15 protein-coding genes are annotated in these 17,622 nt (G+C 68.1%); 6 read left to right on the forward strand and 9 right to left on the reverse strand.

The genetic code is table 11. The features are described from left to right. Positions 1 to 43: 43 nt before the first annotated feature. From glcF to ACH107_RS13010, 3 genes are all read right to left on the reverse strand, one after another. Positions 44 to 1,357: a glycolate oxidase subunit GlcF gene (gene glcF, locus ACH107_RS13000; protein WP_412506219.1), complete on the reverse strand. Its 1,314-nt coding sequence runs from the start codon at positions 1,355 to 1,357 to the stop codon at positions 44 to 46. Beyond that, entirely contained in the window at positions 1,357 to 2,472 is a 1,116-nt protein-coding gene (locus ACH107_RS13005) for an FAD-binding protein (protein WP_412506220.1), read from the reverse strand. The genes glcF and ACH107_RS13005 overlap by 1 nt, the downstream gene beginning before the upstream one ends. A gap of 64 nt (positions 2,473 to 2,536) precedes the next feature. After that, positions 2,537 to 3,970, reverse strand: a complete 1,434-nt coding sequence (locus ACH107_RS13010; protein WP_310690350.1) for an FAD-linked oxidase C-terminal domain-containing protein — start codon at positions 3,968 to 3,970, stop codon at positions 2,537 to 2,539. Between the two features lie 110 nt (positions 3,971 to 4,080). On the opposite strand from ACH107_RS13010, the gene ACH107_RS13015 reads away from it, so the two are divergent. The 3 genes from ACH107_RS13015 to ACH107_RS13025 are packed head-to-tail and all read left to right on the forward strand — an operon-like array spanning position 4,081 to position 5,575. After that, on the forward strand, positions 4,081 to 4,491 hold the full coding sequence (locus tag ACH107_RS13015; protein ID WP_310690349.1) for a CopD family protein: 411 nt from the start codon (positions 4,081 to 4,083) through the stop codon (positions 4,489 to 4,491). Next, the gene (locus ACH107_RS13020) at positions 4,491 to 5,186 is read left to right on the forward strand and encodes a DUF599 domain-containing protein (RefSeq protein ID WP_310690348.1); all 696 of its coding nucleotides are present in this window, start codon (positions 4,491 to 4,493) and stop codon (positions 5,184 to 5,186) included. The genes ACH107_RS13015 and ACH107_RS13020 overlap by 1 nt, the downstream gene beginning before the upstream one ends. A gap of 41 nt (positions 5,187 to 5,227) precedes the next feature. After that, complete coding sequence (locus tag ACH107_RS13025; protein WP_310690347.1) at positions 5,228 to 5,575, forward strand: hypothetical protein; 348 nt, start codon at positions 5,228 to 5,230, stop codon at positions 5,573 to 5,575. 77 nt (positions 5,576 to 5,652) lie between these two features. Here the strand turns inward: ACH107_RS13025 and ACH107_RS13030 are convergent, their stop codons facing one another. Genes ACH107_RS13030 through ACH107_RS13045 form a run of 4 tightly spaced genes read right to left on the reverse strand, consistent with a single transcriptional unit; the run spans position 5,653 to position 12,390 of the window. Then, positions 5,653 to 7,728, reverse strand: coding sequence for a hypothetical protein (locus tag ACH107_RS13030; RefSeq protein WP_310690346.1), 2,076 nt, complete (start codon positions 7,726 to 7,728; stop codon positions 5,653 to 5,655). Then, entirely contained in the window at positions 7,725 to 10,511 is a 2,787-nt protein-coding gene (locus ACH107_RS13035; RefSeq protein WP_412506221.1) for a DUF4159 domain-containing protein, read from the reverse strand. Before ACH107_RS13035 ends, ACH107_RS13030 begins: the two co-directional genes overlap by 4 nt. Further along, positions 10,511 to 11,386, reverse strand: coding sequence for a DUF58 domain-containing protein (locus tag ACH107_RS13040; protein ID WP_310690344.1), 876 nt, complete (start codon positions 11,384 to 11,386; stop codon positions 10,511 to 10,513). Before ACH107_RS13040 ends, ACH107_RS13035 begins: the two co-directional genes overlap by 1 nt. After that, positions 11,383 to 12,390, reverse strand: coding sequence for a MoxR family ATPase (locus ACH107_RS13045; RefSeq protein WP_310690343.1), 1,008 nt, complete (start codon positions 12,388 to 12,390; stop codon positions 11,383 to 11,385). The genes ACH107_RS13040 and ACH107_RS13045 overlap by 4 nt, the downstream gene beginning before the upstream one ends. Positions 12,391 to 12,453: 63 nt before the next feature. On the opposite strand from ACH107_RS13045, the gene ACH107_RS13050 reads away from it, so the two are divergent. Beyond that, positions 12,454 to 13,044: a DUF1285 domain-containing protein gene (locus ACH107_RS13050; protein WP_310690342.1), complete on the forward strand. Its 591-nt coding sequence runs from the start codon at positions 12,454 to 12,456 to the stop codon at positions 13,042 to 13,044. 17 nt (positions 13,045 to 13,061) lie between these two features. Then, positions 13,062 to 13,811, forward strand: coding sequence for a hydroxypyruvate isomerase family protein (locus ACH107_RS13055; RefSeq protein WP_310690341.1), 750 nt, complete (start codon positions 13,062 to 13,064; stop codon positions 13,809 to 13,811). Positions 13,812 to 13,923: 112 nt separating this feature from the next. Here the strand turns inward: ACH107_RS13055 and ACH107_RS13060 are convergent, their stop codons facing one another. Together ACH107_RS13060 and ACH107_RS13065 are read right to left on the reverse strand one after the other, a co-directional pair. Further along, complete coding sequence (locus ACH107_RS13060) at positions 13,924 to 15,393, reverse strand: NAD-dependent succinate-semialdehyde dehydrogenase (RefSeq protein ID WP_412506222.1); 1,470 nt, start codon at positions 15,391 to 15,393, stop codon at positions 13,924 to 13,926. A 102-nt stretch (positions 15,394 to 15,495) separates the two neighbouring features. Continuing rightward, on the reverse strand, positions 15,496 to 16,473 hold the full coding sequence (locus tag ACH107_RS13065) for a P1 family peptidase (RefSeq protein WP_412506223.1): 978 nt from the start codon (positions 16,471 to 16,473) through the stop codon (positions 15,496 to 15,498). A gap of 253 nt (positions 16,474 to 16,726) precedes the next feature. On the opposite strand from ACH107_RS13065, the gene ACH107_RS13070 reads away from it, so the two are divergent. Beyond that, positions 16,727 to 17,622, forward strand: an 896-nt coding sequence (locus ACH107_RS13070; protein WP_412506224.1) for an aminopeptidase P family protein, incomplete at its 3' end; no start/stop codon positions are given.

A 17,622-nucleotide genomic window follows, 5' to 3' on the forward strand; every position in this document is an offset into this window, starting at 1 on the left:
CCCCTCATGCCCCTAAAGTGCCGGTGGGGCAAGATTAAGGCGCTCAGCGCAGGATCGGCACACCGGCTTGCGCCGCGCGCATCGCGGGTGGCTTCGGCCCGCCGGTGGCCCAGTCCAGCAGTTCCGCCGTATGCACGACGGGCACCTCGGTACCGCCCCCGATCTGCATCATGCAGCCGATGTTCCCGGCGGCGATCACGTCCGGCTGCACGGCCTCCAGCGTCTGCACCTTGCGATCCTTCAGCTGTCTGGAAATCGCGGGCTGCATCAGGTTGTAGGTGCCTGCGCTGCCGCAGCACAGATGCGGGTCGGCCGGTTCGGCAATCGCAAAGCCCGCCCGTTTGAGCAGGTCCTTGGGATGGCTCTTGATCTGCTGGCCGTGCTGCAGCGAACAGGCCGCGTGATAGGCAACCGTCAGGTCCTTGGGCGCGCCCTCGGGCAGGTCAATCTCGACAAGGACCTCGCTGATGTCCTTGGCAATGGCGCTGACCCGCGCGGCGTCCTCGGCCAGTGGGCCGCCCCGGAACATGTGGCCGTAGTCCTTGACCGTGGTGCCGCAACCGCTGGTGTTGATGACGATGGCGTCGAGGCCCTCGCCATCCATCTCGGCGGCCCAGGCGCGGATGTTCTTGGCCGCCGTCGCATGGCTTTCCTCGGTCTTGCCCATGTGATGGGTCAGGGCACCGCAACAGCCCGCGCCCTCGGCCACCACGACCTCGCAGCCCAGCCGTGTCAGCAGGCGGATGGTTGCGTCGTTGATATCGGTATTCAGGGCACGCTGGGCGCAGCCGGTCATCAGCGCGACACGTTTCTTGCGCGGCGCCTTGGGCGTGAATGTCTGCGGGTCGTCATTGCGGCTGACCGGTGGGATCCGTTTCGGTGCCATCTCCAGCATCGCCCGCAGGCGCGCGTCCGGCATGAGCGGCGCGAAGGGTCGGCCGATCTTGGCCCCGAGCAGGGCCAGCCGGAAGCGGCCCGGATAGGGCAGGATCTTCGACAGCACCCAGCGCAGGGCGCGGTCATGCCAGGGCCGCTTGTAGTGCGCCTGGATATACTCGCGGGCGTGATCGACAAGGTGCATGTAGTGCACCCCCGAGGGGCAGGTCGTCATGCAGGCCAGGCAGGACAGGCAGCGGTCGATATGGGTGACGGTCCTGTCGTCCGGCACCCGTTGGTTCTCCAGCATGTCCTTCATCAGGTAGATGCGGCCGCGGGGGCTGTCCAGCTCGTCGCCCAGCACCTGATAGGTCGGGCAGGTGGCGGTGCAGAACCCGCAGTGCACGCAGGCGCGCAGGATCTCGTTGGCCCGCGCGGTGCCGGGCTCTTGCAGTTGTTCGGCGGTGAAATGCGTCTGCATCAGGCCATGACCCCCGGGTTGAGGATGCCGCGCGGGTCGAATTTCGACCGCAACCCGGCCGACAGCCGGGCAAGCACGGGATTTTCCGGTTGAAAGACAGGCAAGGCGCGGCGCGTGGCCTCGCCCGCCCGGATCAGCGTGGCGTGGCCCTGGAAGTGGCCGAGGTTGGCGCGCAGGTCCGCGCCCGCCGGCATGAGCAGCCAGACCAGCCCGCCGCCCCAGTCGTAGCGCACGGTGTCCGCGCCGGACCGCGCCACCAGCGCGGGCGCGTCCGAGGGCTTGACCGACAGCCGCCAGACATCGCCCGCCCGGTCCGCGAAATCGGTCACATCGCGGATCGCGGCCCAGGTCTCGGCGGTGGCTTCCTTGCCCTCTTGAACCTCGACCGGGCCGAAGGGGGCGAGCCGCTCCTGCAGGCGCCCGGCGCGGTAGGTCACCGAGTCGGCAAAGCCCTCGATGCGCAGGCGGGTCTTGCCCGCCTCGGGATCGTGGGCTGCGCCGGTCACCTCGAAGGGCGACCCGAGCGCGGCCGACAGCGCCTCGACGGCCTGGCGATCCGACAGCCCCGACAGTGTCAGCGTCGCCGCCGATTCCACGTCCGGCAACACCTTGAGCGAGACTTCGGAGAGCACGCCCAGCGTGCCGTGGCTGCCGGTCATCAGGCGCACCAGGTCGTAGCCGGTGACGTTCTTCATTACCCGCCCGCCGTTCTTGAGGATACGCCCCGCGCCGTCCACGACACGCACCCCCAGCATGAAATCGCGCGCCGCGCCCACGGCGATCCGGCGTGGGCCGCTGACATTGCCCGCGACAACGCCGCCGATGGTCGGTTCCCCGGTCGTGCCCAGCAGGGCGCGGTGGTCCATCGGCTCGAAGGCAAGGCGCTGGTTCTCGGCGCGCAGAGCCGCGCGCACCTCGCAGACCGGCGTGCCTGCCTTGGCGACCAGCGTCAGCGCGCCGGGTTCATGCAGGGTGATCCCGCTCAGGCCGGCGGTCCTCAAACGGGCCCCGGACGCGGGCCACCAGCCGCTGCGTGTTCCACCGCCCTCGATTCGGAGCGGGCCATCCGCACTGCAGATGATCTCGGCAACTTCGGCCTCGGTGTTCGGTATCATGACGGCTTCTTCTGGCTGAAAATATCCCGGGGGTCCGGGGGCAGCGCCCCCGGGGGCGATGTCGTCACGCCGCGCGCCGCGATGCGGAGACGGAGAGCGGAAAGACCTTGGCCGCATTGAGTAGCCAGGCGGGGTCGAAGACATCCTTGACGGCCATCTGCGCTTCCAGGTCCGGCGCGTCGTATTGCACCAGCATCAGGTCGCGTTTCTCGATGCCCACGCCGTGTTCCCCGGTCAGGCAGCCGCCCACCTCGACGCAGAGCCGCAGGATATCGGCACCCAGCGCCTCGCATTTCTCCTGCTCGCCCGGGGTGTTGGCATTGTAGAGGATCAGAGGGTGCATGTTGCCGTCGCCGGCGTGAAAGACATTGGCCACGGCCAGCCCGTAGTCCTGCGCCAGTTCGCCGATCCGGCGCAGCACGTGAGGCAATTCGCTGACTGGGATCGTGCCATCAAGGCACATGTAATCGTTGATCTGCCCCATGGCGCCGAAGGCGGACTTGCGCCCCAACCAGATGCGCCCGGCCTCGTCGGCATCGCGTGCCTCGCGCAGCTCGACCGGGTCGTGCCGTGCGGCGATCTCGGTGATCCGGCGCAGTTGCGCGTCGATCTCGGCGTCCGAGCCTTCGACCTCGACGATCAGCAGCGCCTCGCACATCGGATAGCCGGCCTTGGCGAAGGCCTCGCAGGCCTCGATGCAGGGGCGGTCCATGAATTCGATTGCCACGGGCAGGACGCCGGCCTTGATGATGTCGCCGACCACCTGGCCGGCCACCTCTGAGCTGTCATAGCCCATCAGGACCGGGCGCGCGCCCTCGGGCTTGTGCAGGATCCGCAGGGTGGCCTCGGTCACCACGCCAAGCTGTCCTTCGGACCCGCAGATCAGGCCCAGCAGGTCCAGCCCCCCGGCATCCAGATGCGCGCCGCCGATCTCGGTCACGGTGCCGTCCATCAGCACCATGGTGACCCCCAGCAGGTTGTTCGTCGTCACCCCGTATTTCAGGCAATGCGCCCCGCCCGAGTTCATCGCGATGTTGCCCGCGATGGCGCAGGCCAACTGACTGGACGGATCGGGGGCGTAGAAGAAGCCTTCCTCCTCGACCGCGCCGGTGACCGACAGGTTGGTGCGACCCGATTGCACACGGATGTAGCGGTCCTCGTAGGAGGTTTCGAGCACCGCGTTCAGGCGCGCGGTGCCCAGCATGACCGCATCCGCCGTGGCTAGGGCGCCCCCGGCGAGCGAGGTGCCCGCCCCGCGCGGGACGACGGGCACACCCTCGTCATGGCAGATCTTCAACACCGCCGAGACCTCTTCGGTGCTGGTGGGCAGCACGGCGCAGAGCGGCGCGCAGGTATAGGCCGTCAGCGCGTCACATTCATAGGCGCGCAGCTCGGTCGTATCGTGGATCACCGCCCCCCGGGGCAATATGGCCTGCAGCCGTTCGACGACATGCGGCTTGCGTGACAGGACCGTCGCGTCCGGTTCCGGCATTTCCATGAATTGGCCTCCTCCCTGAATTGGTAAAATTTTTATACCAAATCATGATTCGTCACAAGCCCTGTCCACTTTGGCTTGCGGGCCGGGCGCCGGGGCGGCATCTAGGGTGCATGGATTGGATCAAGGTCATACACCTGCTGTGCGTCATGGGCTGGATGGCGGGCATCTTCGTGGCCCCGCGCGGGCTGATCTACTGGAAACGCGAATATGCCCAGACCGGCGCTTTCGGCCCGGCGGGTGACCTGACTTTCCGGGTCTACCGGTTTTCGCTGGGTCTGGGCGTACTGGCCGTGATCACCGGCGTGATCCTGGCTTTCTATTGGAACTGGCAGGGCTGGGTCTGGGCCAAGCTGGCGCTGGTCGCGCTTCTGGCGCTGCACTACGGCTGGACCGGGCGGCTTGTGGCACGGGCCAGGCAGGGCCGGTTCGAGCAAAGCGATTTCTACCTGCGCGTCTTCAACGAGGTCAGCGTTCTTGGTACGCTGGTGGTGCTGTATCTTGTCGTGTTCAAGCCGTTCTGATGCCTGCATCCCTCTTTGATCTTGCGCCCCTGCTGTCCATTCTCGACCTGGCGGCGGTGATCGTTCTGGTCGGCGGGGCCTGGATCGTGGGCTGGCGGATCGAGCATCCCTCGAAGACGCGCCCCTCGGTCACGGTTCTGATGGCCGACCACCGGCTGACCTGGATGCAGCGCTTCGCCGAGCGGGACAATCGTATTTTCGACAGCCAGATCCTGTCGAACCTGCGTCAGAGCACGACGTTCTTCGCCTCAAGCTGTCTTCTGGCCATCGGGGGTGTCCTGGCCCTGATCGGCAATGTCGAGCCGCTGACGGGGCTTGCCAACACCCTTTACGACGAGGCGGCGCCCAAGGTGTTGTGGCAGCTCAAGCTGGTGCTGGTCGCCCTGTTCCTGGTGCAGGCGTTCCTGCGCTTCGTCTGGTCCAACAGGGTCTTTGGCTATTGCGCGGTGCTCATGGGGGCGATGCCGAACGATCCCGAGGATCAGGGCGTGCCGGGCCTCGTGTGGCGGGCGGCCGACCTGAACATCCGGGCCGCGATCAATTTCAATCGCGGGCTTCGGGCGATGTATTTCGCACTGGGTGCGGCGGCCTGGCTGGTGGGGCCGGTGCCGTTGCTTATCGCCGCGGTCTTCGCGATCTGGGTGGTCTGGAGTCGTGAGTTCGCCTCGGTCCCGCGGCAGATTCTGTCGCGATGATGTGAAGACGCCGGCCGGCCCGGGTCTGTTATTGCTACCTCATGAGGTATTTGCTTCTCTGCGTTTTCGTGGCGGGCCCGGCGCTGGCCAATCCGCCCGATATCACGGATGTCGCCGCGCGCGTTGCGGCTGACGGCTGGCGGTTCAGCGTCACCATCGCCCATCCCGACACGGGCTGGGATCACTATGCCTACGGCTGGCGGATCGAAACCGAGGACGGCAGGGTTCTTGGGACCCGTGTCTTGGCGCATCCGCATGTCAACGAGCAGCCCTTTACCCGGTCGCTTTCCGGGGTCGAGGTGCCGGAGGGTGTTGGGATGGTCCATCTGCGGACGCGGTCCTCGGTGGATGGCTGGAATGCCGATGCCCTGGCCTTCGACTTGCCCTGACGAACCCTGCGGGCCGACCAGTCCACCAAAACGTCCCGCCGCATGCGTGCGGCAAGATGCCCGCGCCGAGCCTATGCCTACCGCCGCCCCTCGCGCAGCCAGGCGCCGACGATCAGCGCCGCCGCCATCAACAGGAAGGCCCAGGCCGGCAGGATGGGCGAGACGCTGATATCCGCTGTCCGATAGGCCCCGCGCGGGGTGATGCCGATCCAGCCATTGCCCGAAGCAGGACGGCCCGGGCGCACTTCGCGCAGGTCGGGCAAGCCCCGGGAAATCCTCGGTGTGCCGCCATTGACGCTGTCGATGACCGGGGTCAGGGGGTCGGCGCTGGCGATGGTTTCCTCGAATTCCCGTGGCGCGGCCGGGCCAAGGGCGATCACCGCCTCTTCTTCCCCGTCGCTGAGGCGGTAGAGGCCGATCTCGGGGGCCTCCCAGAGCGTCTCGAACCGGCCGGGGCTGGTCTGGTCCAGGTCCACGTCCGTTTCCGTGCCATCGGGATGGGTGATGGTGACCGCGCCCACGTCCTCGCCAAGGGTCCGGCGGATGATCCGCATGGTCTGGCCGGTTGGTTCGACCCAAAGCGCCTCTTCCTCAAGCTCGGGTTCCTTCATCATCCAATGGGCGAGCCGCCGCAACAATTCCAGCTGTGGCCCGCCCCCCTCGAAGCCGCGGTTCCACAGCCAGGCTTGGTCCGAGGCCATGAGCGCCACCCGCCCCTCGTCCACCCGTTCGAGCATCAGCAGGGGCTGGTCATTGACACCGTTCATCACGGTGGTGGCCCCAGGCGTCGGCGTCACCTCGACATGACGGAACCACCGGCCCCAGCCCGGCGGGCCGTCCGCGTCTTCAGGGCTGGGGGCGAGATCGGTCAGGCCCTCGGTCACCGGGTGGCGTTCGCCCAACTCGGTCAGGGTGGGGCGGAATCCCTGTTCAAAGACACCTGCCGTCGGTGTGCCCGGCAGCACCGCGCCCAGGGGCGAGCGATATAGGGAATCCGCGCTGGCATAATCCGGACCGGCGGCAATCAGCACCGCGCCACCTTCGCGCACGTAGTTGGACACGTTGTCGAGATAGGCCGCGGGCAGGATGCCGCGCCGCTGGTAGCGGTCGAAGATGATCAGGTCGAAGTCGTCGATCTTCTCAAGGAACAGCTCGCGCGTGGGAAAGGCGATCAGGGACAATTCGTTGACCGGAACACCGTCCTGCTTTTCCGGGGGGCGCAGGATGGTGAAATGCACCAGGTCCACCGCCGAATCCGATTTCAGAAGGTTGCGCCAGGTGCGTTCGCCGGCATGTGGCTCGCCCGAGACCAGAAGCACACTGAGGCGGTCGCGCACGCCGTTTATCTGAACCACCGAGGCATTGTTGCGGTCGGTCAACTCGCCCGCGGCCTCGGGCGTCGAGAATTGCAACACGTTCATGCCGCCATGCGGGATGTCCACCGGCAGCTCGATGTCCTCGTTCACCGGCACTTCGAAGTCCACCGGGTCGCCGCCATCCACGGCGATGGTCAGGTCGACAAGGCCCGCCTCGGGGGCCGCGCCCTGGTCCTCGATCCGCAGGGTCAGGGTGACAGGCTCGCCAAGGATGGCAAAGCTCGGGGCGTTGCGCACCACGAGGCGCCGGTCCCAGTCGTCTTCCTGCCCGGTCAGCAGCGCGTGCAGCGGGGCGGGCAGGTCAGCCGGGGCATTGGGCAGGTCATGGGCGCGGCCATCGGTAATCAGCACCATCCCGGCGATCCGGGCGCGGGGTTCTTCGGCCAGGGCCTCGGACAGGGCGGTCATCAACAGCGTGCCACGGTCGCCCTCGCCGTCGCCCAGCTCGACCATGCGCAGCTCGGTGTTGGTGCGGGTTGCGACCTCGGCGCGCAGGTTCTCGAGCGCTGCCTCTGTCTGCTCGGGGCGGTCGGCGATGCGCTGGCTGGCGGAGCGGTCCACCACCGCGATGACAATATCGGACAGCGCCGCCCGATCCTCGCTCTGCAACGACGGGTTGGTGATGGTCGCCAGCAGCACCAGCGCGGCCAGCGCCCGCAGTGCCCAGCCCGCCAGCCGCCGCCAGAGCGCGAGCGCCAGGCCCAGGGCGGCCAGCGCACCCAGCGCGTAGATCAGCGCCAGCGGGATCAACGGCTCGAAGAGGATCTGTCCGGTCATTGGCCCAGCCTGTCGAGAAGCGCGGGGACATGCACCTGGTCGGACTTATAGTTCCCGGTCAACACGTGCATGATGAGGTTGACGCCAAACCGCATGGCGATCTCGCGCTGGCGCTCGCCGGCCATGCCGCGCCCAATGGGCGCCAATGGGGCGCCCGACTCGTCCGTGGCCCAGGCTGCGGCCCAGTCGTTGCCGCCGATCACAACCGGCGTGACCCCGTCGTTGAGGTCGCGGAAGGGCATGCCCTCGGCGGCCTGCGCATCCGGTGGCGCGGCCTCCACCCAGACATCGCGGCTGTCGTGGCGACCAGGGAAATCCTGCAACAGATAGAAGGTGCGGGTCAGGACATGGTCCTCGGGTATGGGTTCCAGCGGGGGGATGTCCAACCCGCGCGCGATGGCCTGAAGACGCTCCCCCTCCGGACTGGACGACCCGAAGCGCGCGAGATCCGCGTCGCGCGTGTCGAACAGGATCATCCCGCCCGAGCGCAGGTAGCGGTTGAGCTTGGCATAGGCGGCTCGGCTCGGCAGCTCCTGCTCGGCGGTGACGGGCCAGTAGAGAAAGGGAAAGAAGGCCAGTTCATCGCTCTCGGGGTCCACGCCCATGGGCGTCGCCGGTTCGATCGAGGTGCGCTGGAACAGGGTGTTGGACAAGCCGTAAAGCCCGGCCTCGGACATCTCGTCTATGCGCGGTATGCCTGTCTCTACATAGGCCAGCACCACGTCTGCTGTGGCGGCGACGGCGAAGTCCTCGGACGCTGGCGGCTGGTCTTCGGCCTGCTGGGCCTGCGGTGGGGTTGGCAGCCCTGCCAGCGCGAGCCCCAACACGGCGGCGGCCACGCCGGCGCGGGGTCCGCGCAACCGGCCCGACAGGGCCAGCGCCGCTAGGATATCCAGCATCAGCAGCACCAGCGCGCCGCCCAGCAGCCAGCCCTTGAGCGGCGTCTCGCGGGTCACCTCGAGCCCCTCGACGGGGATGCGGTCGGGCCAGGCGGTGGCTTGCAGGGTGCTGTCGGCGTTGAAGACATTCACGGCGATGCGGCGCTCCTCTCCGGCGTATAGTCCGGGCGGAATCTCCGGCCCGGGGGTGAAATCGGCCAGCCGCGCCCCGTCGATGCCGGGTAGGGCGCCGGCATCCTCCAGCACCCCGAAGGCGTCCAGCACGTCCTCGGGCATCCATCGGGTGCCCTCCATCGCCTCAAGGTCCGGTACGGCGGGGCGGGTCGAGACAGCCAGCCGTTCGAGCATCTGCACGAAAAGCCCCGACAGGGGCAGCGTCGACCATTCGGCATTGGCCGTGACATGAAACAGCACGATCCGGCCCTGGCCTGACTCCTTGCGAGTCACAAGTGGCGTGCCGTCGGCGAGTTGCGCGATGACCCGCGCGGCGAGGGTCGGGTCGGGCTGGGCCATGACCTGGGCATTGACCGCGACATCCTCGGGGATGGTCAGGCCATAGAAGGGGCTATCGGCATCGAAAGGGGCCAGTGCCTTGGGCTCGCCCCAGCTCATGGCGCCGCCGATGGACCGGCCACCGGCGCGCAGGCGCACGGGCATAAGCGGATCGAGCGACTGGCGGCTGACATCGCTGGCGGCCAGCCGCGGCCCGGCGAAGCGCACCAGCAGGCCGCCGTCCTCGACCCAGGCTTGCAGGTCCTCGGCCTCCAGCGACGACAGCGTGGCGACGTCGGCCAGAACGATCACGTCCGGGTTGGCCAGCAGTACGTCGGCCAGGGTCCCGTCGATGAGGTCCGCGGAGGGGGCGAGCGCCTGACGCAGGTAATGCAGCGGGTCCAGCAGCTCCAGCTCCTCGCGGTCATTGCCGCCCGAGATCAGGGCGACCTCGCGCCGCTTGAGCGCATCGTCGCTCAGGGCCACTGCGCCTGCCGAGGGCACACCCTGAACCTCGAAGCGGGTGATCCGGTTGCGCAATTCCGGCGGCAGGGACAATTCCAGCGCGGCACGCTCCGCCTCGGGGTCGAATGTCAGGGTCTCGCTGGCTAGGCGGCGCTCCACGCCCGCAGGGTCCAGCCCGATGGCGTTGACACGGACATCGGCCTCCGGGCCTGTTCTGGCCCGCAGAGCGTCAAGCGCGATGCTGCCGTCCTCGAAGCGGGGCGGGGTCAACCCGTAAACGGGCCGCGGACTTTCGAATACGCGGACGGTGCCACGCGTCTCTAGGGCGGCGAGCAAGTCCGCGCGGCTGTCGCGCGCCACGCCGTCGGACAGCCAGAAGGTGTCGAAATCCTCCGATAGCGTCTCGGTCCAGTCTCCAAGGGCCTCGGCGTCGGGCTCATGTGGGCGCGGCACCAGCCCGGCGGCCTCACTTGCGATGGCCTGGGCATCCTGAAAGACCGGGCCCTCGGCGGTCAGGTCGGTCAGTTGCACCAGCGCCGCCCGGCGGCCGTTGCTGGCGGCCTCATTCAGAGCCGCCTCGATCCGGTCCAGCCGCCGCGGCCAGTCGCGGGCATCGGCCCAGGTGCCATCGACCAGAACCAGAAGCGGTCCGTCTCCGGGCCGGTCGTCCTGCGGGTTCAGCACCGGCCCCGCGAAGCCCAGGATCACCGCTGCAACCGCCAGCATGCGCAGCAGCAGCAGCCACCAGGGTGTTCGGTCTGTCTGGCTTTCGTCATCGCTCAGGCCCAGCAGCAGCGCGACACCGGGAAAGCGCCGCCGGATCGGCGCGGGCGGCACGGCGCGCAGCAGCAGCCAGAGGATTGGCAGCGCCACCAGGCCCAGCAACAGCCAGGGCGCGCCGAAGGCTATGGCCCCCAGCGACCACATCAGGCCTGTCGCTCCAGCGCGGCATAAAGCCAGAGCAATGCGGCGGTGGCGCTGTCGCCGGTATGATGCGTGTGGAACTGCCAGCCGCTGAGCCTGGCCAGATCGGCCAGACGGGCGCGGCGCTCGGACAGCCGGTCAAGGTACCTTTCCCGCAGGTCGCCGGCCTTGAGCGTCTCATGCCGCATCGCACCAGTCATGCTCTCGAAGATGGTGCGGCCATCAAAGGGAAAGACCTCTTCGGCGGGGTCCAGAACCTGCACCAACGCCCCGCGAATGTCGCGATCGGCAGCCTGCGCCAGCGCGTGTTCCACCGTGTCGATATCGCCCATGAAATCCGACACGAAGACCGCGCGGGAATGGTGCAGCATCCCGTCTGCCACCGGCGCGCCGAAGTCGTCCGGGTGATCCTCGGACAGAAGCAGGGCCATTTGCGCCGCCTGTGCCTCGCCCCTTTTGGGGGGCAGCAGGTCGCCGGTCAGCCCCACACGTTCGCCCCCGCGCAGAAGCAGGATGGCAACCGCCAATGCCAGAACACGGGCCCGGTCGGCCTTGGTCACCCCACCCTCGGTCGAGGAAAAGGCCATGGAGGCGGACTGATCGACCCAGAGCTGCACCGACTGGGCGATCTGCCATTCCTTGTCCTGCACGAACTGCGCGTCGGACTTGGCGCTGCGGCGCCAGTCGATGTGGCGGCGTTCGTCGTGATACTGCGCCGGGCGGTATTGCCAGAAGGTGTCACCCAGCCCCGCCCGCCTGCGGCCATGGTCGCCCACGATCACCGTGGTCGCCAGATGCTCTGCCTCGGCCAGAAGCGGCGGCAGGGGCGCGGCCAGCGCCTCGGCCCCGCTGCGCAGGGTGAGGGGCCGTTCGGTCACGCGGCGGCCTCGACCCGGGTCACTTGGTCGGCGACCTGCGCGATGACCTGCGACAGGCTTTGCCCGCGCGCGCGGGCGGCGAAGGACAGCGCCATGCGGTGGCTGAGGACCGGCGCGGCCATGTGGCGCACGTCCTCGGCGCTGGGCACGAGACGGCCGTGCAGCAGCGCTTCGGCCCGCACGGTGAGCATCAATGCCTGGGCGGCGCGCGGTCCCGGCCCCCAGCTGACCGTGTCGCGCACGATCTGCGGGGCGGCCTCGTCCTGCGGGCGGCAGGCGCGGACAAGATCCAGGATCATCTCGACGACGGCCTCGCCGACCGGCATCCGGCGCAGCAGGGTCTGGGCCTCCAGCAACTGCTGGGCCGAGAGGACGCCCGGCGCCTCGGCCTCTTGCACGCCGGTGGTTGCCATCAGGATGTCGCGCTCGGTGTCGCGCTCGGGGTAGGGCACGTCGACCTGCACCAGGAACCGGTCAAGCTGCGCCTCGGGCAGGGGATAGGTGCCTTCCTGCTCGATCGGGTTCTGGGTGGCCAGCACGTGGAACGGCGGCGCAAGGCGGCGATGCGCGCCGGCGATGGTGACTTCCTTTTCCTGCATGGCCTGCAACAGCGCCGACTGCGTGCGCGGGCTGGCGCGGTTGATCTCGTCGGCCATGAGAAGCTGACAGAAGATCGGCCCTTCGATGAACTTGAAACTGCGCGACCCGTCCGGCCCGGTTTCCAGAACCTCGGAGCCGAGGATATCCGCAGGCATCAGGTCGGGCGTGAACTGGATGCGGTTGCCCTTCAGGCCCATGACCGTGGACAGCGTATCCACCAGCCGCGTCTTGCCCAGGCCCGGCAGCCCGATCAGAAGGGCGTGACCGCCACACAGCAGGGCGGACATGGTCAGGTCGACCACGCTCTCCTGGCCGATGAAACGCTGCGCGATCGCGGCGCGCGCTGCGGCAAGGCGCTCACCCAGCGCGTCCATTTCGGCGACAAGCTCGGCGTCATCGGCCATGGTAAATTCTCCTGCAAAGACTATATTCGTCGTTTAGTTGAACAGATATCGCGGCGGGCACCAATGGCAAAGACAAACCCTTCTGACACCTCCGTGACCGTCTCGGCCGAGAATATAGCCGCTTCGGCGCGCGCTGCCACGAAGGGGCGCGGATTACCGCCGGTGGACCAGTGGGATCCGCCATTTTGTGGCGATCTCGACATGCGCATCGCGCGCGACGGCACCTGGTTCTACCTTGGCACACCCATCGGGCGGCCGGAGCTTGTGCGCCTGTTCTCGACCATCCTGCGCAAGGACGGAGAGGACTATTTCCTCGTCACCCCCGTCGAGAAGGTCGGGATCACTGTGGAGGATGCGCCCTTCGTCGCGGTGGACTTCGAACGCGACGGCGACGGGCTGCGGTTCGAGACCAACGTGGGCGACCAGGCGGTCGCCGGGCCCGATCACCCCATCCGGGTCGAACGTGACCCAGAGACGGGCGAACCCGCGCCCTACGTCCTGATCCGCCGCAACCTTGAGGCACTGATCGACCGCAAGTCCTTCTATCGCCTCGTCGAGATCGGCGAGACGGCGCGACATGACGGGCAGGACTGGTTCGGCCTGCGCTCGCAGGGGGCGTTCTTCCCGATCATCCCCGCAGCCGACCTGCCCTAGGCGGCGCCGGACCTGACATGCCCCGCTTCTGCGCCAACCTGACGACGCTTTTCACCGAGGCCCCGCTGCTGGAACGGCCCGCGCTGGCCGTCGAGGCGGGGTTCGAGGCGGCAGAGATCCTGTTCCCCTACGACGGGGACGCCAAGGCGCTGGACCGCGCGCTGGCCGACGCGGGGCTGCCGCTGGCGCTGATCAATTGCCCGCTGTCCGGCCCTGCCGACCCGGCGGGCTTTACCGCCGTGCCGGGGCAAGAGGCGCGGTTCCGCGATGCGTTCAAGCGCAGCATGCGCGCCATGGACGCGCTGGGCGCAGAGCGATTGCATGTCATGGCCGGTGTTGCCGAGGGCCCCGAGGCGGCGGGGGTCTTTGCCGACAACATGGCCTGGGCTGCCGAGGCTGCCGACGGGCGGCAACTGACCATCGAGCCGATGAACCCGGCCGATATGCCGGGCTATTTCCTCGATGATTTCTCGGTTGCCTTGGCCCTACTGGAAGAAATCGACGCACCCAACCTTGGGCTGCAGTTCGACGCCTACCATGCCCACCGCATCACCGGTGACGTTCCGGGCACCTGGGCCGCGGTGGCCCCCTGGGTGCGCCATGTCCAGGTGGCCGGAGTGCCGGGGCGGCACGAGCCGACGGGCGGTGCCGTCGACTACCCGGCCTTCTTCCGGCGGCTGGATGCCGAGGGCTATGACGGATGGGTCGGGGCCGAATATCACCCGCGCGGGCAGACAGGCGCGGGATTGGACTGGTTGCCGAATTGAGCGCTTCCGCGCGCTTTCATGCAGCCAACGGACAGGTGACGCGCTGTCCATAGGCGGCGGTCTCATGGGACCCGAAGAAACAAAGGCAGCTCTGCGGGACCCGCGCGGTGTCTCAAAGCCCCAGGCACATGTATTTCATCTCGGTGAATTCGTCGATGCCGTGGGCCGAGCCCTCGCGGCCCAGTCCCGATTGCTTGACGCCGCCGAAGGGGGCGACCTCGGTCGAGATGATCCCGGTGTTGATGCCGACGATGCCGTATTCCAGCGCCTCGGCCACCTTGTGGACGCGCGAGATGTCGCGGGCATAGAAATACGAGGCCAGTCCGAAGATCGTGTCGTTGGCCATGGCGATGACCTCGTCCTCGTCCGAGAAGCGGAACAGCGGGGCGAAGGGGCCGAAGGTCTCGTCGGTGGCGACCGTCATCTCGGTTGTGGCATCGCGGACAATGGTCGGCTCGAAAAACAGGCCCCCGATACGCTTGCCGCCGGTCAGCACCGTGCCGCCCTTGGCCAGCGCGTCGTCAAGGTGATCCTGCACCTTGTCGAGCGCCGCGGCTTCGATCAGCGGTCCGAGGTCGGCGCCCTCTTCCAGCCCGTCGCCGACCCGCAGGGCCTCGACCGCCTCTTTCAGCTTGGCGGCGAAGGCGTCGTAGATGCCGTCCTGAACATAGATGCGGTTGGCGCAGACGCAGGTCTGGCCGTTGTTGCGGAACTTGCAGGCGATGGCACCGGCGACGGCGGCATCCAGATCCGCGTCGTCGAAGACGATGAAGGGAGCATTGCCGCCCAGCTCCATCGAGCATTTCATCACCTGGTCGGCGGCCTGGCGCAGCAGGATACGGCCCACCGCGGTAGAGCCGGTGAAGGTCAGCTTGCGCACAAGCGGGTTTTCGCAAAACTCCTTGCCCATGCCCGAGGCGTCAGTGCCGGGCACGACCGAGAAGACGCCGGGCGGCACGCCGGCCTCTTGGGCGAGCTTCGCCATGGCCAGCGCCGAGAGCGGGGTCAGTTCCGAGGGGCGCGCGACCATGGCACAGCCTGCGGCCAGCGCCGGGCCGACCTTGCGCGCGATCATCGCGATGGGAAAGTTCCAGGGCGTGATCGAGGCGCAGACGCCGATGGGCTGGCGGATCACGGTGATGCGTTTGTCGGGCTGGTGGCCGGGAATGGTCTCGCCGTAGAGGCGCTTGGCTTCTTCGCCGAACCATTCGATGAAGGCGGCGCCATAGGCGACCTCGCCGCGCGCCTCGGCCAGCGGCTTGCCCTGCTCGGCGGTCATGATTCGGGCCAGGTCCTCCTGGTTGGCCATTATCAGATCGAACCAGCGGCGCAGCACCTGAGCGCGGTCCTTGGCCGTGCGCGCGGCCCAGGCATGGCGCGCCTCTTCTGCCGCCGCGATGGCCTTGGCGATCTGCGCGCGGTCCAGGTCGGCGACGCGGGCGATGACATCGCCGCGGGCCGGGTTGGTGACATCGAAGGTGGCGCCATCGGGGCCGCCGACCCAGTCGCCCCCGACGAGGGCCTCTTCGATCACCAGATCAGGGCGGGAGAGAATGTCCTTGAGGGATGTCGTCGCGGTCATGCTGGGCCTTCCGGTGCGAGAGGGGATTTTGGCAATGGTATGGGTTTGGCGCGGTCGGGCCAAGAGGGCGCGTCGAACGGGCGCCTTGCGGCCGGGCCGCGGTCAGGTGTCAGACCAGCAGGGCAGGGGATCGTCCGGCGCGGGGCTGGCCGCGTGAACGCCCCGGGCGATGGCCCGAGCCAGGCAGGTGGCGGCGGCCTGACCCAGCGCCAGTGTCTCGGGCACAGGCTCGGTGAGCGGCCGCGCCCCGGTGCTGACGGCGAAGACAAGGTCGCCATCCATCGGCGTATGCGAGGGCACCAGCGCGCGGGCCATGCCGTCATGGGCGGCTGTGGCCATGCGGGTGCACTGGGCCTGGTCCAGTGCGGCGTCGGTGGCGACCACGGCGATGGTGGTGTTCTGTGCCGCGTCCATCTTGGTGGGGTGGTGCGACGGGAAGGCCGGGGCGGGGCCGCGCCCACCGAATTCGGCCCCCTGCTCGAAGGGAGCGGCCCAGAAGTGGTGCGTCTTGCCCACGGTTGCACTGCCCACAGCGTTGACCGCGACCAATGCCCCCACGGTGTGCCCCGAGGACAGGCGGGCCGAGGCCGACCCCAGCCCGCCCTTGAACGTGGCCGTCGTGCACCCCGTGCCCGCCCCGGCGCTCCCCAGTCCGAAATCCCGGCCGGCGGTTGCCAAGGCGGCCCTGCCGAGACCGGGATAGGGATTGTCCTGCCAGTCGTGTGTCCCGCCCGCCATCAGGTCGAAAAGGATGGCGGCGGGCACGATGGGCACAAGGTGGCGGCCGACGGCGAAGCCCCGGCCCATCTCCCTCAGTCCAACCATGACGCCATCGGCGGCGGCGAGGCCGAAGGCGCTGCCCCCTGACAGGACCAGCGCGTCGATCTGCTGCACCGTCTTGTCGGGGGCGAGGAGATCTGTCTCGCGGGTGCCGGGGGCACCGCCCATGATGGCGACCGCGGCCGTGAACGGGGCATCGCCGGTCAGCACCGTGACACCGGACTTCAGGCCCGCGTCCTGCGCATTGCCCACGCGCAGCCCGGCGACATCGGTGATCAGGTTGCCGGCGCCGGGGGTCATATGGGCACACCGCGCGGTTTGTCTGTGATGGAATCGTTTTCTTTCATGCTGCGATTGTGGGGACTGTGTCCCGGCATGGCCAGAGGCTGACATCTTCGGGTCGTGCCGCCCTGCCCCGCGGCAACAAATCTCTGGAATTCCGGGGCCAGGGCGCTTAATGAGCGATCTGCGCAGGGCGCGATGGCGTCGCCCCCGATTTCCTGCGCCCGTCCGTCCTGAACGCCGGGACCTCTTTTGGCGAAGGGGGCCAGACATGGACCGTCCCGACTTTTACCGTTTTCACCAGGGCGACCGCGTGTTGCCATTCGACGCCTCCGAATACGAGGCACGGCTCGCCGATCTGCGCGCCGCGATGGAAGACAGCGGTATCGGCGCCTGCGTCTTCACCTCCATGCACAACGTCGCCTATTACTCGGGCTTTCTCTATTGTGCCTTCGGGCGGCCCTACGCGCTGGTGGTCACAGGGACAGATTGCGTGACCATCAGCGCCGGGATCGACGCCGCGCAGCCCTGGCGGCGGTCTTTCGGGGACAGCATCACCTACACCGATTGGCAGCGGCGCAACTACTGGCGCGCGATCAGGTCCGTGATCGGAACGGGCGCGGTGATAGGGATCGAGGGGGACCACATGACCCTGGCCCAGCGCGACCTGCTCGAAGACATGCTGGACCCGGCCGTGACGCTGGACATCGCGCCCGCCACCATGGCCCAGCACATGCGCAAGTCCGAGGCCGAGATCGCCCTGATTCGGGCCGGGGCCGAGGTGGCCGATGCGGGCGGTTACGCCATTCGCGAGGCGGTTCGCGAGGGGGCGCGCGAGATCGACGTGGCCATGGCGGGCCGCGACGCCATGGAGCTGGAGATCGCCAGGCGTTTCCCCGAGGCCGAGTATCGCGACACCTGGGTCTGGTTCCAGTCGGGCATCAATACCGATGGCGCCCACAACCCGGTGACGGCACGCAAGGTGCAGCGCGGGGATATCCTGTCGCTCAACACTTTCCCGATGATATCGGGCTATTACACCGCGCTGGAACGGACCATGTTCCTGGGCGAGGTCGACGCGGACAGCCTTGAGATCTGGGAGGCCAATGTCGCCGCCCATGAATACGGCATGTCGCTGCTGCAGCCCGGGGCCAGCTGTTCCGGGGT

The sequence above is a fragment of the Roseovarius halophilus (ex Wu et al. 2025) genome (assembly GCF_047086965.1).

What these genes read in the sequence shown, in the direction of transcription:
- glcF (WP_412506219.1), bottom strand. Translation starts at nt 1,357, where the DNA reads ATGCAGACGCATTTCACCGCCGAACAACTGCAAGAGCCCGGCACCGCG.
- ACH107_RS13005 (WP_412506220.1), bottom strand. Translation starts at nt 2,472, where the DNA reads ATGATACCGAACACCGAGGCCGAAGTTGCCGAGATCATCTGCAGTGCG.
- ACH107_RS13010 (WP_310690350.1), bottom strand. Translation starts at nt 3,970, where the DNA reads ATGGAAATGCCGGAACCGGACGCGACGGTCCTGTCACGCAAGCCGCAT.
- ACH107_RS13015 (WP_310690349.1), top strand. Translation starts at nt 4,081, where the DNA reads ATGGATTGGATCAAGGTCATACACCTGCTGTGCGTCATGGGCTGGATG.
- ACH107_RS13020 (WP_310690348.1), top strand. Translation starts at nt 4,491, where the DNA reads ATGCCTGCATCCCTCTTTGATCTTGCGCCCCTGCTGTCCATTCTCGAC.
- ACH107_RS13025 (WP_310690347.1), top strand. Translation starts at nt 5,228, where the DNA reads ATGAGGTATTTGCTTCTCTGCGTTTTCGTGGCGGGCCCGGCGCTGGCC.
- ACH107_RS13030 (WP_310690346.1), bottom strand. Translation starts at nt 7,728, where the DNA reads ATGACCGGACAGATCCTCTTCGAGCCGTTGATCCCGCTGGCGCTGATC.
- ACH107_RS13035 (WP_412506221.1), bottom strand. Translation starts at nt 10,511, where the DNA reads ATGTGGTCGCTGGGGGCCATAGCCTTCGGCGCGCCCTGGCTGTTGCTG.
- ACH107_RS13045 (WP_310690343.1), bottom strand. Translation starts at nt 12,390, where the DNA reads ATGGCCGATGACGCCGAGCTTGTCGCCGAAATGGACGCGCTGGGTGAG.
- ACH107_RS13050 (WP_310690342.1), top strand. Translation starts at nt 12,454, where the DNA reads ATGGCAAAGACAAACCCTTCTGACACCTCCGTGACCGTCTCGGCCGAG.
- ACH107_RS13055 (WP_310690341.1), top strand. Translation starts at nt 13,062, where the DNA reads ATGCCCCGCTTCTGCGCCAACCTGACGACGCTTTTCACCGAGGCCCCG.
- ACH107_RS13060 (WP_412506222.1), bottom strand. Translation starts at nt 15,393, where the DNA reads ATGACCGCGACGACATCCCTCAAGGACATTCTCTCCCGCCCTGATCTG.
- ACH107_RS13065 (WP_412506223.1), bottom strand. Translation starts at nt 16,473, where the DNA reads ATGACCCCCGGCGCCGGCAACCTGATCACCGATGTCGCCGGGCTGCGC.